The 16,369-nt window shown below is 43.2% G+C and carries 18 protein-coding genes and 3 pseudogenes; 12 read left to right on the forward strand and 9 right to left on the reverse strand.

Annotated features, from left to right (window positions below):
* Positions 1 to 250 precede the first annotated feature (250 nt).
* From ACOCD9_RS13330 to ACOCD9_RS13340, 3 genes are all read right to left on the reverse strand, one after another.
* Positions 251 to 1,405, reverse strand: coding sequence for a pyridoxal-phosphate-dependent aminotransferase family protein (locus tag ACOCD9_RS13330; protein WP_287704587.1), 1,155 nt, complete (start codon positions 1,403 to 1,405; stop codon positions 251 to 253).
* 267 nt (positions 1,406 to 1,672) lie between these two features.
* Positions 1,673 to 2,563 (reverse strand): indole-3-glycerol phosphate synthase TrpC, encoded by an 891-nt coding sequence (gene trpC, locus ACOCD9_RS13335; RefSeq protein WP_287704586.1) that lies wholly within the window; start codon positions 2,561 to 2,563, stop codon positions 1,673 to 1,675.
* Between the two features lie 139 nt (positions 2,564 to 2,702).
* On the reverse strand, positions 2,703 to 2,915 hold the full coding sequence (locus ACOCD9_RS13340; RefSeq protein WP_287704584.1) for a hypothetical protein: 213 nt from the start codon (positions 2,913 to 2,915) through the stop codon (positions 2,703 to 2,705).
* A 299-nt stretch (positions 2,916 to 3,214) separates the two neighbouring features.
* Here ACOCD9_RS13340 and ACOCD9_RS13345 point away from each other — a divergent pair, with 299 nt between their 5' ends.
* A complete protein-coding gene (locus ACOCD9_RS13345) occupies positions 3,215 to 3,829 on the forward strand; it encodes a hypothetical protein (protein WP_287704582.1) in 615 nt (204 codons plus the stop codon).
* Between the two features lie 2 nt (positions 3,830 to 3,831).
* Positions 3,832 to 4,122 (forward strand): DUF3288 family protein, encoded by a 291-nt coding sequence (locus ACOCD9_RS13350; protein WP_046662919.1) that lies wholly within the window; start codon positions 3,832 to 3,834, stop codon positions 4,120 to 4,122.
* 137 nt (positions 4,123 to 4,259) lie between these two features.
* On the opposite strand, the gene ACOCD9_RS13355 is transcribed toward ACOCD9_RS13350, so the two are convergent.
* Positions 4,260 to 5,255, reverse strand: a complete 996-nt coding sequence (locus ACOCD9_RS13355; RefSeq protein ID WP_287704580.1) for a glycosyltransferase — start codon at positions 5,253 to 5,255, stop codon at positions 4,260 to 4,262.
* A gap of 118 nt (positions 5,256 to 5,373) precedes the next feature.
* Here ACOCD9_RS13355 and ACOCD9_RS13360 point away from each other — a divergent pair.
* From ACOCD9_RS13360 to ACOCD9_RS13385, 6 genes and pseudogenes are all read left to right on the forward strand, one after another.
* Positions 5,374 to 5,481 (forward strand): annotated as a pseudogene (locus ACOCD9_RS13360) (transcriptional regulator); the annotation flags it as partial.
* 54 nt (positions 5,482 to 5,535) lie between these two features.
* A pseudogene (locus tag ACOCD9_RS13365) lies at positions 5,536 to 5,958 on the forward strand (transposase family protein); the annotation flags it as partial.
* Positions 5,943 to 6,065, forward strand: a pseudogene (locus ACOCD9_RS13370) (IS5/IS1182 family transposase); the annotation flags it as partial. The pseudogenes ACOCD9_RS13365 and ACOCD9_RS13370, both read left to right, overlap by 16 nt.
* Before the next feature lie 835 nt (positions 6,066 to 6,900).
* The gene (locus ACOCD9_RS13375; protein ID WP_419547759.1) at positions 6,901 to 7,143 is read left to right on the forward strand and encodes a hypothetical protein; all 243 of its coding nucleotides are present in this window, start codon (positions 6,901 to 6,903) and stop codon (positions 7,141 to 7,143) included.
* Positions 7,144 to 7,196: 53 nt separating this feature from the next.
* On the forward strand, positions 7,197 to 7,391 hold the full coding sequence (locus tag ACOCD9_RS13380) for a hypothetical protein (protein WP_149987411.1): 195 nt from the start codon (positions 7,197 to 7,199) through the stop codon (positions 7,389 to 7,391).
* 26 nt (positions 7,392 to 7,417) lie between these two features.
* Positions 7,418 to 8,668 carry a nif11-class peptide radical SAM maturase 3 gene (locus tag ACOCD9_RS13385; protein ID WP_287704576.1) on the forward strand — a complete coding sequence of 417 codons (1,251 nt, stop codon included), beginning with the start codon at positions 7,418 to 7,420 and terminating at the stop codon, positions 8,666 to 8,668.
* Between the two features lie 178 nt (positions 8,669 to 8,846).
* On the opposite strand, the gene trpA is transcribed toward ACOCD9_RS13385, so the two are convergent.
* Positions 8,847 to 9,641, reverse strand: coding sequence for a tryptophan synthase subunit alpha (gene trpA, locus ACOCD9_RS13390; RefSeq protein ID WP_287659892.1), 795 nt, complete (start codon positions 9,639 to 9,641; stop codon positions 8,847 to 8,849).
* Positions 9,642 to 9,904: 263 nt separating this feature from the next.
* Here trpA and ACOCD9_RS13395 point away from each other — a divergent pair, with 263 nt between their 5' ends.
* Entirely contained in the window at positions 9,905 to 10,822 is a 918-nt protein-coding gene (locus tag ACOCD9_RS13395) for a glycosyltransferase family 2 protein (protein ID WP_287704575.1), read from the forward strand.
* A 114-nt stretch (positions 10,823 to 10,936) separates the two neighbouring features.
* Here ACOCD9_RS13395 and ACOCD9_RS13400 read toward each other — a convergent pair whose 3' ends face one another.
* The 3 genes from ACOCD9_RS13400 to ACOCD9_RS13410 form a co-directional block, all read right to left on the reverse strand.
* Entirely contained in the window at positions 10,937 to 11,269 is a 333-nt protein-coding gene (locus ACOCD9_RS13400) for a BON domain-containing protein (RefSeq protein ID WP_287704573.1), read from the reverse strand.
* A 22-nt stretch (positions 11,270 to 11,291) separates the two neighbouring features.
* A complete protein-coding gene (locus tag ACOCD9_RS13405; RefSeq protein WP_287704571.1) occupies positions 11,292 to 12,197 on the reverse strand; it encodes a CoB--CoM heterodisulfide reductase iron-sulfur subunit B family protein in 906 nt (301 codons plus the stop codon).
* Positions 12,198 to 12,513: 316 nt separating this feature from the next.
* Positions 12,514 to 12,864 carry an STAS domain-containing protein gene (locus tag ACOCD9_RS13410; RefSeq protein ID WP_104395459.1) on the reverse strand — a complete coding sequence of 117 codons (351 nt, stop codon included), beginning with the start codon at positions 12,862 to 12,864 and terminating at the stop codon, positions 12,514 to 12,516.
* Positions 12,865 to 13,223: 359 nt separating this feature from the next.
* Between ACOCD9_RS13410 and ACOCD9_RS13415 the strand changes: the two genes are divergently transcribed.
* From ACOCD9_RS13415 to ACOCD9_RS13425, 3 genes are all read left to right on the forward strand, one after another.
* Positions 13,224 to 13,418 (forward strand): hypothetical protein, encoded by a 195-nt coding sequence (locus tag ACOCD9_RS13415; RefSeq protein ID WP_002761266.1) that lies wholly within the window; start codon positions 13,224 to 13,226, stop codon positions 13,416 to 13,418.
* 264 nt (positions 13,419 to 13,682) lie between these two features.
* A complete protein-coding gene (locus ACOCD9_RS13420) occupies positions 13,683 to 14,027 on the forward strand; it encodes a hypothetical protein (RefSeq protein ID WP_287704569.1) in 345 nt (114 codons plus the stop codon).
* A 78-nt stretch (positions 14,028 to 14,105) separates the two neighbouring features.
* Positions 14,106 to 15,323, forward strand: a complete 1,218-nt coding sequence (locus ACOCD9_RS13425) for a DUF790 family protein (protein ID WP_419547762.1) — start codon at positions 14,106 to 14,108, stop codon at positions 15,321 to 15,323.
* A 94-nt stretch (positions 15,324 to 15,417) separates the two neighbouring features.
* Here ACOCD9_RS13425 and ACOCD9_RS13430 read toward each other — a convergent pair whose 3' ends face one another.
* Positions 15,418 to 15,879 (reverse strand): Hsp20/alpha crystallin family protein, encoded by a 462-nt coding sequence (locus ACOCD9_RS13430; RefSeq protein ID WP_287704565.1) that lies wholly within the window; start codon positions 15,877 to 15,879, stop codon positions 15,418 to 15,420.
* Positions 15,880 to 16,369: the final 490 nt, after the last annotated feature.

Raw genomic sequence — 16,369 nt, forward strand, 5'->3', positions numbered from 1 at the left:
GAGCATTATTGATTTAGTTAGGGTTTGCTGAAAAAGTTTGTTGGTGGAGTCAGGAGTCAGGAGTCAGTCCCGATGAAAAAATTTTCACCCCCACACCCCACACCCCACAATTTTGTTTTGCAGACATAACATAAAACCCACAAGAGTTGACTGTTAGCTTGGCTGGATTATAGCGAATTTTACATATACAGGATATATTTTCTGGCAAAAATCCCCCTCTTTGGAGAGAAGGGGAAAAGCCAACCTAAGATTAACCCTGCACCATCACAGCGGCAGCCGCAGCCACACCGGCGCCGGGGGTGACACCTTCCACACCTAACTCGATTAAAGTCGCTTCAATGGCAGCGATAACCGTGAGGATATCCCTCTCACTGGCAAAACCTAAATGACCGATACGGAAGATTTTACCCTTGAGGTGATCCTGACCACCGGCGACAGCGATGTCGAACTTTTTATTGAGAGTCGAACGAATTTTTTCCGCATCTACTAGAGTGGGGGCCACCGCAGTAATCGCCGTGGAAGCCCAGGAATCCGCCGCGTAGAGGGGCAAATCCAGGGCGCGCATACCGGCCCGCGTCATCTTCGTTAAGCGTTGGTGACGGGCGAAAATTGCCGCTAATCCCTCCCTTCTCATCATTTGCAGAGAAGCTTGTAAACCGTACATCAGGTTAACTGGAGGGGTAAAGGGGGAACTATCCTCATCGGTGGCTTTTTTGTATTTGCCCAAATCTAGATAAAAACGGGGCAGTTTGGCGGTTTCGTAGGCTTTCCAAGCTTTTTGACTTACGGAAACAAAACCTAAACCGGGAGGAATCATATAACCTTTCTGGGAACCAGAACCGACCACATCTAAACCCCATTCATCGATGGGAATATGATAAGCTCCTAAACTGGTGACAGCATCGACGATAATTAAAGCTTCCCCGTGGTCTTTTACCGCTTTGTTAATGCTTTCCAAGTCATTGAGAACCCCGGTGGAAGTTTCCGAATGGGTGATAATTACCGCTTTGATGGCTTTTTCCTTGTCTTCGGTCAGTTTAGCGGTAAATGCCTCTGGATCTAGGGGTTTACCCCATTCTGCCTTAATGGTATCCACATTTAAGCCGTAGGCTTTCGCCACTTTCCCCCAACGTTCCCCAAATTTACCATTATCTCCCACCAAAACTCGATCGCCGGGGCTGAGAAAATTAATAATTCCCGCTTCCATGACACCGGTTCCCGAAGCAGTTAACATTAAAACATCGCCACTGGTTTGATGCAACCATTTGAGATTTTCGGTTAATTCGGCGATTACCTTACTAAAAGCACCGGTCCGATGACCTATCGGTGCTTTAGCCATAGCCAATAATACCGCTTCCGGCACTGGTGTGGGGCCGGGAATCATCAACATATTTTTATTTTCCATGGTTCGTCCTCTCTCGTTGGGCCATATTTAACAAAGATAAAAAACCAAATCTCGATCGCATCAATTCTGAGGGGTTGATTTAAGATTTGGCAAACTCTGATTATATCCCGGCAGATAGCCTTGTCAGTTATCAGTGATCAGTTAGCAGTTATCAGTGGGAGTTTTCAGTGAGGATGATTATGGCAGTTATCTTGATGGTGAAGTACGCGGTTTTCCTTAACCAGTTATCAGTTCACTGATAACCGATAACTGATGACTGAAAAACCCCTAACCGAGATTTTCAAAGAGTTTCTGGATACCGAGGGCAGGATCGGGCAGTTTTACCAAAGATTCGCCAATTAGAACCGCATTTGCTCCCGCTTGCTTCACTTTTGCCAGATCTGCGGCTGTGTGTAATCCCGATTCGCTGACGATTAGAATACCTTTTTCTCGCACCTTTTCGCCCCTGGCTTCTAGTAATTGGCGAGTATTGTCTAAATCGACTGTAAATGTCTCTAAATTACGGTTATTAATGCCGATTAGTTCGATTCCCTCAATGGCTAACACTCGATCGAATTCGGCCAGACTATGCACCTCTACCAAAGCTGTCATCCCTAAACCCTTGACAATTTTGACAAAATATGCTAGGTCTTGATCGCTTAAAATAGCGGCAATTAAAAGGACGGCATCGGCTCCTTTAGAGCGAGCGTAGTAGATTTGATAGGGATAAAGGATAAATTCTTTGCATAATAGGGGTAAAGATACCGCTTGCCGGACGAGGCTAAGATTTTCGTAACTACCTTGAAAAAACTTACTATCGGTTAAAACCGATAAACAAGTGGCTCCTCCCTGTTCATAGGTACGGGCGATCGCTACAGGATCAAAATCTTCGCGGATAACTCCCTTGCTGGGGGAAGCTTTTTTCACTTCGGCAATCAAAGCGGGTTGGTTTTTACCCTGTTTTAAGGCAGCTAAAAAGTCGCAAGGTGGCGCAGTATTGGCTATTTTTTTGCGTAATTCCAATAAAGGCAACCGCTCGCGCAATTTATCGACTTCGATCTCCTTATGCCAAACGATTTCTTCTAAAATATTTTGTGGTTGTGCCTCTGGCACTTTCACCACATAACTCAAACTCTCAACTTTAACGGCAGGATTAGGGTGTTTTCTTCGGATCTGCATTTTTTCACTGTCCAGAGCGTGAACAGTGATTAGTTTAACAGTGATCAGTTATCGGTAATTGAAATAGAGACGCAGTTAACCACGTCTCTACAGATATTTAACTCTACTTCTGTGGATATTCCCAGTCTTCACTGAAAGGCTATTGCATAGCTTCGATCGAACGTTCTAAAATTTTATCTTGGAGTTTTTCGTCTTCTTGACGATTTTCAGTTAATAAAACCCGCGCTTTTGCAGTTCCTGCCTCCCCTTCCCCTAAAAGCTCCTCTGTACGAGTTAAGACATTCACTTCGAGCATTCCTTCTGCTTGTCGTTCTTGGGTTAGATTAAGACGTGCTTTTTCTTCAATATTCATAAATTTATCCCTGCCACAGGTGCGATCGACTTCTACCTTTAGTCTGACACAAATTTAGTATTCCGTATCATTAACTACAGAAAAATTTAGAATCTTACTGGCGAAACTGAGATTTAGGTATTTGTTCTCATCGCTTAAATGGACAGGGATCGATCGACCTCAAGCTATACAATAAAACCTATGGGACAATTCCCCGGCTTAATCAAGCTTGTATATCGGGCGAATAATGATCGATTACCCAAACCAACAGATTTCTTGACAGTATCCGACTCTATCGTAATATCCTATTTGCACAACTTATGACCAAAGGTAATTTAAACGATCTCATCCGTAAAGAAGCTAATAAAGAGGTAGAATCCCAACCCTCTCCTTCTCCCAAACGTCCCAAGGAAACTAACGCCACCCTACAGGCAAAAATTAACGACTTGACAACAGAGTTAGAAAAAACTGAGAAAAATCAGCAAACTCTCCAAGAAAAAGTTATTTCTCTGGAAAAAGAACTTAAAGAACAGCTGGAACTCTCTGTCAGGTTACAGCAGTTACAACAACAGAGCGAGCAGTTAGAATCTGTCCTCTCGGAAAAAACCACTTTGGTGGCACAATTATCGAGTCAATTAAGTCAATCCCAGACGGAATTAACCGAGAAAAAACAGTTAATTGAAAAATTATCGAGTCAATTAAGTCAATCCCAAACGGAATTAACCGAGAAAAAACAGTTAATTGAAAAATTATATAATCAAATTAAAACCCTAGAAAATAGTCCCACCGCCACCCCTGAACCGTCAGCAATTACCAAACCTGTGCCGAAGAAACCCAGTCTTTATAACTTTGAAATGGCCACTTTAGCCCGTTATATTGCCCCCAATCCTACCCCCACAGAGTTAACGGATTCCGATATCGGTTGGTTCGATTAATTATGGCTAGTAAAAATCAAGAACAACAACATCCACAGGAAAGACTCGATCGCCCGATTGTTGATCAGCTGCTGCAATCAGAACCTAATGATTTAAACTTAGCTGAATGCGCTCGTTTACGCATACGTTATCAAAACTTTCCGGGGGCAAGAGAAATCCAAAGAGATTTAGATTTAATCCTAGAAAAATGGCAGTTAGATGAAGCTAGTTTATGGGCAAAAACTCGACAACTGCACAGTCATGGACAAGTGTATCAAATTCGCCAAAGCGAGGAGCAACAGGATTGGAGTTAAATTAAGCTATAGGGTTGAAAAAAAACAAGAGATAGCGGTGCGGAAAACCTTAACTATTACCTATTACTTGTTCCCTTTCATCTTATCTCAGGAAATAATATTGATGTCTGGAACGGATCATAAAGGAAAGATCACTGCTATTTAAACAGTTTTTTCTTAAGTTTAGCCAGAGAACTCTGCATCCATAATTTTTTAAGTCGCAGGGGTTCTAAACCTTCTATATCAGCCGGATAGCGTTTTTTAATATCAAAGAAATCATTAATTTCTCTTAAAATTGTTTCAAAACGTGGTAGTAATTTTTCGGGATGATAATCATCAATAAAATTAGCCGGTAAAGAATTAACGGGAAAATTACGGGCATAATTAATAATACGTTCCAGATCGTATTGAGTAGAATAAGCCCCGATTTTTTGACAATTGAAACCGGGATCGAGATAATCGGCTAGGGCGCTATTGACGCTAGAAAATACCGTACAACCACAGGCTAAAGCTTCCAGGGGCGGTAAGCCAAAACCCTCCGTTAAACCGTTTACAGCCCAATATTCAGCCGAATCGTAGAGATAAACCCGACTGCGATTGAATAATCCCACTAAATCCTCCACATAGCTATCTAAAACCTTAAGGCGACAGTGGGGACGGAGGGCGGGAACTAGACGATTGAGAAGATACTTTGAGGATTTGCGCCCCTGTACTAAGACATCGATATCCCTTTCTAAGCCTAAATTGAGAAATTCTGAGCCAATTTGATTAGGAAGATAGTAAATCAAAGCATTAGGAGCTTTTTCTCCCCAATAACCCATAGTATTACGGCTAACGGTTATAATTGGTATTCCGGGTGGTAAACGGAAGCCGTAACCTGTACTATGGGCATGATAAATGATATTATGCGATCGCAATTTTTGCACCAGTTTAGGAAGATCAAAACCCCAGCTAACCACAAAAATACTGTCATCTGAGTTTATTTTCGCGAGTATATCCTCTAAAAAAGGATAATTTAACTCTTTTTGACGATAAGTCACAATCTGGGCGGTACAAATTTGACTAGCCAAATTGACGGTTTTCATTTCTGCCCACAGTCCACCCCCACCAAAAGGAGAAGTAGTACCGGGCAAGAGAAAATAGAGGTTTCTCATCGGGATAATAGAAGTTTTAGTTAAGCGGTAGTCTGGAGACTTGGCTATTCTATACTTAATTATTAAGGCGTGAGGTATCTAAAGGCAATAGCCGCTCGAGCCTAGATATTATTAAATTATGTTTGCCACTGATAAATACTTAGAATTATTAAAGAAATACCCTCCTCGTCCTATTGACAATGAGGAAGACTTAGAAATGATGCAGGAGGTTATTAATCGCCGGCTCTTCTAGGTTCTGTGTGAGCATGGTATAATGATAACACAGAACAGGAGGTGGGTTATGTGGATAAATTTTGATCAGCTCCTCGATTTACCAAATGTAACAGTGGTCAATTATCAAAAAATTGATCAGACAATTTTCCTAAAACTCGTTTTCTTAAATGAAACAATTGAATGTCCGAATTGCCATCAAATCTTGGACAGAATCAATCAGACAGAGTATAATCTAGTCAGAGATTTATCAATATTAGACAGTCGGGTATATTTAGAAGTACCACGCCGCTAGTTTCATTGTCAAAAGTGCCAAAAGTATATTAGCGAAAGATTGAGTTTTATGATATTAAGACAGCATCATACAATCCGCTATGAATCGATGATTTATGAGAGAGTAAAAAATTGTAGTATCGAATAAATAAATCGAGAAGAAGGGTTAGGATGGGAAGAAGTTGAGTTAATATTTAATGGAACCTCAAAATCTTTAAAATCTTATCCTGTAAATATCGGAATCGTCGTCGAATATATAGTTTAAGAGTTAACCTGTTGGCGGCTATTTATAACTATGAGTTAGGGATAGGTATAGCAACTTCTTAAAAGTTGCCAAACATTAATCAAGTCAAGGAGAATTTATTCTCAATTATAAAAATTGAGATAGTTTGTGCCGCTTAAATAAAGAGGTTTTGATAACCAAATTAAAGCATATCTAAAGAGTTTTGAGTTAAAAGTAAAACTTCAGGTTTTCATTCAGGACAAATGAACTAACTGGCTAATTTTTTTGGGAAAATTAGTTAACCCATCATCGTAACATATAATTAATTTGCAAGAGTTCTAATCATCTACTATAGCGTTTCCTAAGCTAGTGAGGTACACATATTTTTCTTCCCTTTTGCCTTTTGCCGTTCGGAATTCGGCGTGAGACTTCGGACGTTCGGCGAGCTCAGTGGAAGGCTCAGTAGTTCGACAGGCTCACTAACAGGAACGCTCAGTAGTTCGACAGGCTCACGGACGAAGCCTCTTGCCCTTTGCCTAAAACCCATAACTTTTGTACCTCAGCAGACTGAAAACTATATATCCATTGATATTAGCAAGGGGTTTTTAATACTTAATTACTCTATTTTTGTTCGGATGAGAAATGAACTAGAGATTCTATGACCTAGAATACGGAGATCGCTTAAGTAAAAATACTCGAAAAAATCGCTATTTTTTGAACTTAAATGATTGTTTTAAGTTCAATTAGTCTTTAAAAATATCTTGTTTTTTCTTGCGAGGTTCCATAGTATTAAATTCAGAGAAGTAGCTCGACAAGCCTGACAACTCTTGCCAAGACTTTTCTATCGATGTACGGATTACTGGCAGATCGTCTCGTGGATTTCTAATTTCAACCGACGCATAAATTTTATCGAGTATTAAACCTAGTAAGGAGCTAATCATGTCTTTTGATCGCACCCCGAATTTTACCGAAAAACTAGCAACCGATCCCGATTTTCGTTTAAAGGTTTTGGACGAAATCGCTAACGATGACGAACTCAAAGACTTAACCGAAGAAGACTTAAAAGCGATCGTCGGGGGAGGTCTGAACATACACCAAATATACGGCTCTCCTTTGCCTTTCCCCTTTATAATCGTTCGACCGATGTACGGATTACCGGCAGATCGTGTCGTGGATTTCTAATTCCAACCGACGCATAAATTTTATCGAGTATTAAACCTAGTAAGGAGCTAATCATGTCTTTTGATCGCACCCCGAACTTTACCGAAAAACTAGCAACCGATCCCGATTTTCGTTTAAAGGTTTTGGACGAAATCGCTAACGATGACGAACTAAAATTCCTGACTGAAGAGGATATTAAAGCTATCTTTGGTGGTAATCGTAGTAAGCATCAAGATAAACAACCGTACGGAAGTGTTCGTCCACTTTAGCCTAGTAGTTATCTATAGACACGCCCATGACCGAATACCGTCGCATCAGCTACGCCGTGTGGGAAATTACCCTGAAATGTAACCTCGCCTGTCAACATTGCGGTTCCCGCGCCGGCCACACCCGTAGCCACGAACTTACCACCGAAGAAGCCCTCGATCTCGTCCGCCAACTCGCGGAAGTGGGGATAAAAGAAGTCACCCTGATCGGGGGAGAAGCCTTCCTCCGTCCCGACTGGCTCGATATCGCCCGGGCGATTACCGACGCCGGCATGATCTGCGGTGTCACCACCGGCGGCTACGGCATCACCCTCGACACCGCCCAAAAGATGAAAGACGCGGGGATCAAAGTTGTCTCCGTCTCCGTGGACGGATTAGAAACTACCCACGATCGCCTGCGGGGGAAACCAGGTTCGTGGCAATGGGCTTTCCGCACCATGGGCCACCTCAAACAAGCCGGTATCCCCTTCGGTTGCAATACCCAGATCAATCGTCTTTCTGCTCCCGAATTTCCCCGAATCTACGAAAAAATCCGCGATGCGGGCGTATTTGCCTGGCAGATCCAGTTAACCGTCCCGATGGGGAACGCCGCCGATAACTCGGAAATTCTCCTGCAACCCTACGAACTCCTAGAACTATACCCGATGGTCGCCCGTGTCACCGAGCAAGCGCGACGCGAGGGGGTAGACGTACAACCGGGCAACAATATCGGCTATTACGGCCCCTACGAACGTTTATTGCGGGGAGGGGACGCGTGGACATTCTGGCAGGGCTGTAGTGCCGGACTGGCGGCACTTGGTATCGAGTCCGACGGAGCGATCAAAGGCTGTCCCTCGCTTCCCACCGCGGCCTATACTGGGGGCAATATCCGCGATCGCTCCCTACGCCAGATTATCGAAGAGGCCGAAGAACTGCGCTTCAACCTCGGTGCGGGAACCCCGAAGGGAACCGATCATCTCTGGGGATTCTGTAAAACCTGCGAGTTCGCCGAACTCTGCCGCGGTGGTTGTAGTTGGACGGCTCATGTTTTCTTCGATCGCCGAGGCAATAACCCCTACTGTCACCACCGAGCATTAAAACAAGCGGAGAAGGGAATCCGAGAGAGATTCTACCTCGATCGCCCTGCAGCGGGAATTCCCTTCGATAACGGCCAATTCGCGCTGGTAGAAGAACCCTTCCATTCTCCCCTAGCCAATGATCCCCTCGCCTTCAGTGCCGACGCGATCCAATGGCCAGAAAGCTGGCAAAACAAAACCCCCGTACTCACCCCCACAATCTAACCATGAACGAGAACCCGAACCCTATCCCCGCCATCCTACCCCGATCGGCGTGGGAGAGCCAGATCGCCTATCTCCGGGCTGTATTCCGGGCGAAAAAAGCGCTAGATGAAATTGAACGAATTCAGAACGAGAAGACATGAACGCTCGCTCTAATCCGCATCCACTAACCCCTCATCCCTCACTGAATCGCCTGTTTTAAACTACGGCAGAATTCTTCGAGGGATTTTAACCCATCGCTGGGGGAATTATCGGCTAGACGTTTAACCATGGCACTGCCGACAATTACCGCATCAGCACCCCAGTTTTTCACCTGTAGTGCCTGTGTCGGGTCAGAAATGCCAAATCCTACCCCCACGGGTTTATCGGTGACAGAACGGATAGAATCGAGCAATTCCTCCACTCTGGTGGCCACTTGCTTCCGCATTCCCGTCACTCCCGTGACACTCACCAGATAAATAAAACCTTGGGATTGCAGGGCGATCGCTTGTATTCGTTCCGGGGGACTGGTAGGCGCTACCAATAAAATCACTTCAATTCCCTTAGCGGCAGCCGGTTGCAGCAGACTTTCCGCTTCCTCTAGGGGTAAATCGGGAACCACCAAACCACTCACCCCGGCTGCTTTTATTTGGTCTAAAAAGACATCTATCCCGCGATGATAGATGGGATTATAGTAAGTAAAGAGAATAATGGGAGCTTTCACCTCTCCCTGGGCATTTTTGACGATTTCTAGCACATCTTCCAACTTGACACCCCGATTTAAAGCGCGGGTGGCCGCCGCTTGAATAACCGGACCATCCGCGAGAGGATCGGAATAGGGAACCCCCAACTCGATCAGATCGGCCCCTGCCCGGTCTAAAATGCGTAAAGCTTGGGCAGTAGTAGATAAATCGGGATCACCGGCAGTAATAAAGGGGATTAAGGCACAATTCCCCTGGGAACGGAGAGAACGAAAACACTCGGAAACAGCAGTCATCGAAAATTACTGAAGACATAAAGCACCGTCTATTATCTCATGGCGGGGAATAGCTCATCGCCGGCCGCCCCAAGCTCGGTTAAAGAATTTTTCAAGTAATACTTAAGGAATATTGACAAAATAGTGATCGAGGATAGAATGAGCGCAGTCTGATAGTTTTGAGAAAATCTGTTCTATCAACTGGTTTTCATTCCGCTTTTTCCGGTACAAAATAGGACTACTGCCCGATCGGGTTGCGTATAATCAAACACCATACTATATCTATGTTTTCCATTTACATTCTCACCCATAACGAAGAAATTGATATTGCCCCCTGTGTAGAATCGGCACTTGTATCCGATGATGTGATTGTGGTTGACTCCTACAGTAGCGATCGCACAGTAGAGATTGCTTCTCGTTATCCAGTGCGTGTGATTCAGCATCAATTCGAGAGCCATGGTAAACAAAGAACTTGGATGTTAGAAAATATCGAGACTAAATACGATTGGGTTTATATTCTCGAAGCAGATGAAAGGATGACACCCCAACTGTATGCAGAATGTCTGCGTGCCACGCAACAACAGGAATTTACTGGTTTTTATGTGGCCGAAAGAGTTATGTTTATGGGAACTTGGATCCGTCGCAGCACCCAGTATCCCCGTTATCAAATGCGTCTATTTAGAAAAGATCAAGTCTGGTTTAGCGATTATGGTCACACGGAAAGAGAAGAATGTCGGGGAAAAACCTCTTTTTTACAAGAAACCTATCCCCACTATACCTGTAGTAAAGGTTTAAGTCGTTGGATTGAAAAACATAATCGTTATTCTAGCGATGAAGCAGCAGAAACCTTACATCAGTTGGCTAACGGTGGTGTTAGTTGGAAAAATTTATTTTTTGGTGAAACCGAAGTAGATAGACGGAGAGCTTTAAAAGATTTATCCCTACGATTGCCTTTTCGTCCCTTGCTTCGTTGGTTTTATATGTATTTTATCCTAGCAGGAATTCTCGATGGTAAAGCTGGTTTTGCTTGGTGTACTTTGCAAGCTTTTTATGAGTATTTGATCCTCTTAAAAGTAGCAGAAATGAAACAGGGTTTACCCACTCCCCCAGAACTGAGAAATCGTTCTCATCCTCCACAAAATGGTAACAATAGTAATTCCCATAAGCCCGATTTCGTCTCCCTAAAAGGAAAAGCCGATTAACATTCAACCATGATTAATCAGTCAGCAATCACCTAACAACAACCTAGAGACAAAAAACAATGCCGGTCCACCTACTGAGTGGTTAATTTTCACGGGGAATATAGACGGAAGACTTCACCCAATAGTTACTTGACTGCTATCGACGCTGGTTGCCCCATGGACTTTACTGGCGATCGCAACCATTTTATTTAAAGTCGCCTGATTGGAAACCTTGCCTTTTAGTACAACTTTACCACCAGTTTGAGCGACCCACAATTTGTCTTCATCAGCTAAATCCGGTGTCTCGTCAAAAGCTAAAACTACTCGTTTAGCTAGTCCGCTTTCGTCGTATTTTCCATCTAATCCGACTCTTTCGGGGGGAATACCCGCAGCAGCGGCTTTCCCTGCGATCGCACTAGCGGCATCTGCCGGTTTATCTAAGCCAAAAATTCTTTTTAACCAATCCATTGCTAACACTCCTGATTGAGTTCTAAAACCCCAATTTCTTTAAGAGGGATTTGGTGGAAACGATGTGTCGATCTAATCCTAAACGATCGGGACTGACTCCCACCGCTAAAGCGACCAATTGGGAAAAATGTAACACAGGTAAACCTAAACTTCGACCAATCACTTTTGCCACTTCCGGTTGTCGGGAATCAAGATTAAGATGGCATAAAGGACAAGGGGTGACTAAACAATCGGCCCCGGCTGCCATCGCCTCTAAAATGTGTTTTCCTGCCATTTGGAACGATTGGGTGGTGGCATAACTGGACAGGGGCCAACCACAGCATTGAGTGCGTCCTTGATAATAAATCGGATTCGCCCCCACGGTCCGAAAGACATTTTCTAGGGATTCCGGCTGAAAAGGATTATCGTAGGGGAGAGTATCCTGGGCCCGCAGGAGATAACAACCATAAAAACCGGCACAATTTAAGCCTGATAAGGGACGAATCACCTTGGCCGCCAGATTATCTAAGCCATAATCGCCCACAATTGCCCAGAGTAGGTGTTTAACCGTCGTCGTACCTTGGTAGGGGGAACAATGTTCTTTCTGTAAATAATTATTAACTTCCTCAACATAATTGGGATTATTATGCTTTGCTTCCTTCAAGCGCTCATCCACATGACCGATCACTCCCTGACAGGTGCTACAGTGAGTCAACAGGGGTAAATTGAGGGCTTCCGCTAGGGCAATATTGCGTGCATTGACGGCATCTTCCAAGAGTTGCGAATCTTCCTTATAGGTTCCCGAACCACAACAGGCAGCTTTTTTGAGTTCGACTAAATTAATCCCCAAAGCTTCCGTCAGGGCTGCCGTGGATAAATATAGTTCCCGACAGGCACCTTGAGCGACACAACCGGGAAAATAAGCATACTGGAGATTGTTGACTGTCATGGATTCTAGGAAATTACTACTGATTACCTATCTATCATCTTGGACCCCTTCCCCTCCGTCATCACTAAAGTCATGGAATTTCTTAACAGACAGTCTTTTGTGAGCTGCTCCGGACAAGTGTAGGGTAGTTTGTCCCCGGAAATAATATCCCAAAAAGAAAAGAGCCATCTCAACAGTATAATGGCTCTCCTTGAGAAAAATTGTTGTCCTGAGGAGTCGATTGTACAAATGGGAATCTGCCCAGTCAAGAGGTGATTTACTGGTAGAATTGAGAGTGCAGCCGAGAAATTACGGCGAGAAACCCTATTTTGTCTGCTTACGCTGCTTGGGGGAGGGTGATGACAGCACCAAAGTCAGCACGGCTAGGGAAAATCGAGAGAACCCGGTCCAGTTGGGTTAATTCAAAGATAATCTTGACTGAAGGTGGAATAGAACAGATATTGAAGGATTTTTCTTGACTTTGAGCCAGACGAAAGGCGGTAACTAAAGCCATTAATCCGGCACTGTCGAGGAATTCCACCCTACTCATATCCACGAGAAAAGTGATAGAGCTATTCTGGTTCACCAGATTGGTGAGCTGCTCTTGAAATTCTAGGACGTTAGCGGCGGTAATATAGCCACTTGGCTCAAATAGAGCTATTTCTGGGACTTTTACAGGACTTTTCATGGCTGGGCTTTGAAATTCATAAATGAACCTTTTAACTGGAAATCAGATACCGCTATTATGTCCTAACTTTCTGATTTTGCAACCCCGGTCTCGATAAATTTTCTCTCTCCTGAAAAGATTAATCTTTTTTTAATCTTGACCCCTATAGGGAGGAACCGATTTTAGGTTAGCCTTAGGATCCCAGTAGTAAAGAGGAACAGTGATCAGGACTGACTAGGGTGAACATCAGGGGAAAGTCGTTAGGTTTAAGCTCTAACTCCGAATAACTGATGATGACCCAGAATGATACTGGTATTTTTGCTAAAATAAAGTAAAGCAAGATACAAAAACTAGATTTATTGAGCTAGAGTAAGGAAATTGTGGATACCCAGCCGACTATCCGCCAATTAGTGGAGCAAGCCCTATATTATCGTCAAATCACGCCAGAAATCGAAAACGGAATTAATGAACTCCTCGCTCGTCTTGGCTACGTTTCCGATGTGGATTATGAGGCCCTCGAGTTACTCATGGATGAAATGGACGAAGGCCGGATTAATCTCGTTCCGCGTCGGTAAATTCAGTGATCAGTTATCAGTTATCAGTGGCGAGTTTTCAGTTCACTGATGGACTTTCGGTTCCTGCTTATGCAATGGACGGGGTTATAAGGGATGAAACCATTATAGAGAAAGACATTTAGCGATCACCTGATCGAACCGGACCTAGTAACGAAGAACCTGACTGATTACTGTTTGCTGAACCATCCCCCAAAACCCAATTTCCCCAAATTTCCCCAAATTAATATAATTAACTTCAGGCTTTCTCTTAACCTGATTTTTTCGATGATTCCTTTAACTCTTAATCTCTTGCAAGGTTCCGTTACTTTTCGTTTCAGTCCCAGTGCTGCTCTGGATTTGCAAAGGGAAATTAACATTTTACTCGATCGCCTGAAAGCGATCGCTAGTAATGCCGCTAGTGGGGGTAAACCCCAACCCCAAAAACCGATGGAATATCAGCACACTGGTGATGTGTTTCTGGAAGTGTTTTGTAATCCCAATATTTATCCGAATCCTTTTTCGGCTAAAGTTTTGTTAACGGTTCGTGATGATCGCCTACGCTTAACCACAGAAGCGGAATTAACCCGTGTGATCGAGGATTTAGAGCGTTATCTCGACCAAAATAGTTAGAAGCGGGGGATTTTTGGGGTTTCGACCTTTCCTTGTCGTCCCACCTCTCCCCATCTGATTATTCTTCTCTAGCTTGCCATGTTACCGACCGATTTATTGATTTCCCGTCAAAATGGCGAGACAATTATTCCCAAACGCTTACCGATCGCTCCTGATTATCTGGCGATCGCTCAAGAACAAATCAGCTGTTTTCAGGAAAGTATCGGTGCAACTAAGGGAGAATTAAGCCAAAAACTCCTAATCTTGGAGGGAGACAGTCCCGATTATAAAATTAAACGGGGATTTGCTCACCTATTAACCAATCATTTTGCCATCTTTGAGATTATTAGTCCCTTAGAACCGCAGGAATTAAGAAAAAGAGTTTTTGAACAAGCGGCTAACTTTGTTCCTATTCCCCAAAATCGATCGCTAATTCTGGGGAAAATTGCCCAGCAACTCAGCCAAGAATTAAATCAAGAAATTTTCCCAGTGGCTCTAGAAAAAGGACTCTATGCTGATTTAGCGGAGAATAAAATTCTCACTCAATTTGATGCTCCCACCCCCGAAAACTTAATTCATCGTTTCAACCTCTCGCAAATTCAAGGTATTTTTTATCGGGCCAGTTATTTAATTATCAACGTCCACCGCAACGATCCGGGGGAATATAAATATCTCTTTCGCTATCTAAAACTATTTCGTTTAATGACTTATATCGAAGGGGATGCCGACACGGGATTTACTATTACTATCGATGGTCCCACCAGTTTATTTAAAGCTAATAGTCGTTATGGCATTGAAATCGCTAAATTAATTCCTGCCTTACTCCATGTTACTCACTGGAATTTGAAGGCACAATTACAGTATAAAGATTCCTACACAGGAACTATTAAAAAACAACAGTTTAATTTAGAGGATAACTGTGGTCTGGTGTCCCACTATTCCCCGGGTAAACCCTACGATAGTATGTTAGAGGAATCTTTCGCTAAACGTTGGTTACAGTTAAAGACTGAATGGCAGTTAGAAAGGGAAGTGGATTTAGTGCCTTTACCCGGAGGAGTGATGATTCCCGATTTCCGTTTAGTGCATCCCGATGGTCGCATTTTTCTCCTGGAAATTGTTGGCTATTGGCGACCAGAATACCTACAAAAGAAATTCTTACAGGTTAAATCGGCCCAAGCAAATAATCTAATTTTAGCCGTATCGGAACGGTTAAATCTAGAAAAAGCTGGAGTTAAATTTCAAAATCTACCCGCTCAGGTTATCTGGTTTAAAGATAAATTATCACCCCAAGCAGTGTTAGAAGTTTTAAATGATTAGGAAGCTAAAAGCGGAAGTATGATTTAATACTCCCGCTTTGGTTTAATCAGACTAGGTTAACCTTTTTGCTCAAGACCGGACAATGAGAGCTACATCATTGAGCAATAGCAGGATTGATGGACACTTTCACCACTTTATTTTTTTCTTCTTCCGCTTTCGGGAGGGTGAGATTGAGAATGCCATCTTTGTATTCAGCAGTCACGTTATTGTTATCAACCCGAACCGGTAGAGGAATAACCCGATGGAATTTACCATAACGGAACTCAGTGCGGGTAAATCCTTCTTCTTCGGTTTTAATTTCCGATTTCCTTTCACCATTAATGGTCAGACTATCGGCTGTTACTTCCAGGTTGAGGTCTTTGGCTTCCATACCGGGTATTTCCAGTTTAAGCTGAACTGCCTCTGGCGTTTCGGTCATTTCCGCCGCCGGGACGAAGGATAACCCCATTTTTTCGCCATCGCCTACATCAGTCGGCACAAGACGGTCAAACAAGCGATTCATTTCTTTCTGTAGGCTTTCTACTTCTCTGAAAGGTTCCCAACGTATAAGTGCCATATAAGTCACCTCCGAAGTTTTCTTGACGCTAGAGATGTTGGTTTATCTCTACACTTTTAGGGTAGATAAAAGATTCTCTGACCGGGGTAGGGTTTTCGCTATTGAGTTTTTCCAGATTCCCGTACTATCTCCTATACTAGAGCTAGGTGAAAAGGTTTTTAGCGGGGAAGTGGGGTGTGGGGTGTGGGGAACTTTTTCAGTCAAAAGTAAACAGTAAACTAAAAACTCACATCTGATAACTGATAACTGATAACTGACTCCACCAACAAACTTTTTCAGCAAAACCTAATTATTAGAATTCTTGCAAATTAATTATATGTTATAATGATAGGCTAACTAATTTTCCCCAAAAAATTAGTTAACCAGTACATTCGTCCTGAATGAAAACTTGAAGTTTAACTTTTAACTCAAAACTCTTTAGATATGCTTTAATTTGGTTATCAAAACCTCTTTATTTAAGCGGCACAAACTATCTCAATTTTTATAATTG

This window comes from Microcystis sp. (assembly GCF_048564745.1).
In the GTDB taxonomy this organism is placed as follows: Bacteria; Cyanobacteriota; Cyanobacteriia; order Cyanobacteriales; family Microcystaceae; genus Microcystis; species Microcystis ichthyoblabe_A.

What these genes read in the sequence shown, in the direction of transcription:
- ACOCD9_RS13350 (WP_046662919.1), top strand. Translation starts at nt 3,832, where the DNA reads ATGGCTAGTAAAAATCAAGAACAACAACATCCACAGGAAAGACTCGAT.
- ACOCD9_RS13380 (WP_149987411.1), top strand. Translation starts at nt 7,197, where the DNA reads ATGTCTTTTGATCGCACCCCGAACTTTACCGAAAAACTAGCAACCGAT.
- ACOCD9_RS13430 (WP_287704565.1), bottom strand. Translation starts at nt 15,879, where the DNA reads ATGGCACTTATACGTTGGGAACCTTTCAGAGAAGTAGAAAGCCTACAG.
- ACOCD9_RS13420 (WP_287704569.1), top strand. Translation starts at nt 13,683, where the DNA reads ATGATTCCTTTAACTCTTAATCTCTTGCAAGGTTCCGTTACTTTTCGT.
- ACOCD9_RS13345 (WP_287704582.1), top strand. Translation starts at nt 3,215, where the DNA reads ATGACCAAAGGTAATTTAAACGATCTCATCCGTAAAGAAGCTAATAAA.
- ACOCD9_RS13375 (WP_419547759.1), top strand. Translation starts at nt 6,901, where the DNA reads ATGTCTTTTGATCGCACCCCGAATTTTACCGAAAAACTAGCAACCGAT.
- ACOCD9_RS13425 (WP_419547762.1), top strand. Translation starts at nt 14,106, where the DNA reads ATGTTACCGACCGATTTATTGATTTCCCGTCAAAATGGCGAGACAATT.
- trpC (WP_287704586.1), bottom strand. Translation starts at nt 2,563, where the DNA reads ATGCAGATCCGAAGAAAACACCCTAATCCTGCCGTTAAAGTTGAGAGT.
- ACOCD9_RS13400 (WP_287704573.1), bottom strand. Translation starts at nt 11,269, where the DNA reads ATGGATTGGTTAAAAAGAATTTTTGGCTTAGATAAACCGGCAGATGCC.
- ACOCD9_RS13340 (WP_287704584.1), bottom strand. Translation starts at nt 2,915, where the DNA reads ATGAATATTGAAGAAAAAGCACGTCTTAATCTAACCCAAGAACGACAA.
- ACOCD9_RS13410 (WP_104395459.1), bottom strand. Translation starts at nt 12,864, where the DNA reads ATGAAAAGTCCTGTAAAAGTCCCAGAAATAGCTCTATTTGAGCCAAGT.
- ACOCD9_RS13355 (WP_287704580.1), bottom strand. Translation starts at nt 5,255, where the DNA reads ATGAGAAACCTCTATTTTCTCTTGCCCGGTACTACTTCTCCTTTTGGT.
- ACOCD9_RS13405 (WP_287704571.1), bottom strand. Translation starts at nt 12,197, where the DNA reads ATGACAGTCAACAATCTCCAGTATGCTTATTTTCCCGGTTGTGTCGCT.
- ACOCD9_RS13385 (WP_287704576.1), top strand. Translation starts at nt 7,418, where the DNA reads ATGACCGAATACCGTCGCATCAGCTACGCCGTGTGGGAAATTACCCTG.
- ACOCD9_RS13395 (WP_287704575.1), top strand. Translation starts at nt 9,905, where the DNA reads ATGTTTTCCATTTACATTCTCACCCATAACGAAGAAATTGATATTGCC.
- ACOCD9_RS13330 (WP_287704587.1), bottom strand. Translation starts at nt 1,405, where the DNA reads ATGGAAAATAAAAATATGTTGATGATTCCCGGCCCCACACCAGTGCCG.
- trpA (WP_287659892.1), bottom strand. Translation starts at nt 9,641, where the DNA reads ATGACTGCTGTTTCCGAGTGTTTTCGTTCTCTCCGTTCCCAGGGGAAT.